Origin of the sequence: Bartonella sp. AA81SXKL, from assembly GCF_042196945.1 — a bacterium.
Classification (GTDB): domain Bacteria; phylum Pseudomonadota; class Alphaproteobacteria; order Rhizobiales; family Rhizobiaceae; genus Bartonella.
On record NZ_JBHIRH010000076.1, the window covers coordinates 1 to 1,521 of the forward strand.

Here is a 1,521-nt window from a genome sequence, read left to right on the forward strand (position 1 = left end):
ACGCTTGTTGAATGCCGTTGGTTTGAAAGCGAGCGATATTACAAAGCGCCCGATTTAAGCACTGGAGAACTTCGTGATTATAGCGAGGAAGAATTTAAGCAGCTCCAGTGCATGATGCCCGATATTCAAGGGGCAGCTTTCAATAAAAAGGTTGTAAGACGTGCTTTTTTAGGGAGAAAGTTGCTTGAATCCCCCGATCAACCTTTAGTTCCAGCTGGTCAATTGGGTTGGGAGTGTATAACGGGGTATTTTGACAAGATAGAACGGCAATTTTATGGGGTTGTGCGCCCGACAAAAGATCCACAACGGTGGGCGAATAAATATTTTAGTCAAGTGATGTATATCCTTAATAGCCAATCCAAAGGGGGGCTTATTGTCGAGGAAGGGGCGTTTAAGGACATCAGGCAGGCTATGCAAGATTGGGCGCGGGCTGATGCGTTGCTAGTTGCTGAAGATGGCGCTCTTGCAGAAGGCAAGATACAACCAAAGCCTGTAGCACAGTTTCCAGAGGGCTTTTTCCAGCTGTTTAATGAAGCTAAGGAAGCAATTAATCAGGTGACGGGTTTATCACCCGAATTCATTGGTACAAGGGAAGTGACACAAGCGGGTATTTTGGAGGCACAACGACGCCAATCCAGTTTAAATCTGCTTGCTTGTCTGTTTGATGGTTTACGTTTGTATCGCAAAAGGCAGGGTAAGATTATTTTGCATCTGATACAGAATTACTTGTCCGATGGTCGTTTGGTACGGATATCTGGTGAGGAGAATGCGCAATATATTCCATTGACGCGTGAAGAAGTAACGAGTGTCGAGTATGACATTGTTGTCGATGATGCTCCAACCAGCCCGAATGAGAAAGAGCGCACCTTTGGTATCATCACACAGCTGCTCCCATTGCTTCAAAATGCGATTACGCCGGATATTATGCTTGATCTACTTCGTTATTCTCCATTGCCTGCGTCATTGCTTAATCGTGTGAGTGAGAAGATGCAACAGCAGCAAATGGCACAACAAGCCCAACAACAGCAAATGAATCCGGAACAAGAAATGAAGTTGCAGGAAAAGCAGCAAGATATTGCGGCTAAAAGTCAGATGCAACAGATGGATTTACAAGGCAAGCAGATTGAATTGGTCATGCGTCAAAAGAGAGCAGAATTGGAAGCTGAATTGATGCAACAGAAGCATGAGCTTGAACGGGAGCGTATTCTTAATGAACGAGCGCAAAATCAAATCATGCGTGAAAGAGCGGCAACATACAGAGGAAGAAGCATTTGAGAGAGGTTAGAGAATGAATGCAGAAATGAACGAAGCTATGAATGAAGATTACAGAGTTGGAGCACCGGTCTTTGATGATGAGAGCTCTTTTGATGCTGGCACTTATGATGGTGAAACGATTGATAATGATGATGTCACCTCTCCAGAGCCGGTTGCACAGCCCGTTGAAAAACCTTCAGAGATTGTTCCTAGTATAGAACAGCAGCGTATGGAGCAACAAGCCAAACAAGCCCGTGAAGCGCTTGT

The 1,521-nt window shown here is 44.8% G+C and carries 2 pseudogenes; both read left to right on the forward strand.

The features are described from left to right. Positions 1-1,275, forward strand: a pseudogene (locus ACFINZ_RS09560) (phage portal protein); the annotation flags it as partial. A 13-nt stretch (positions 1,276-1,288) separates the two neighbouring features. After that, a pseudogene (locus ACFINZ_RS09565) lies at positions 1,289-1,521 on the forward strand (hypothetical protein); the annotation flags it as partial.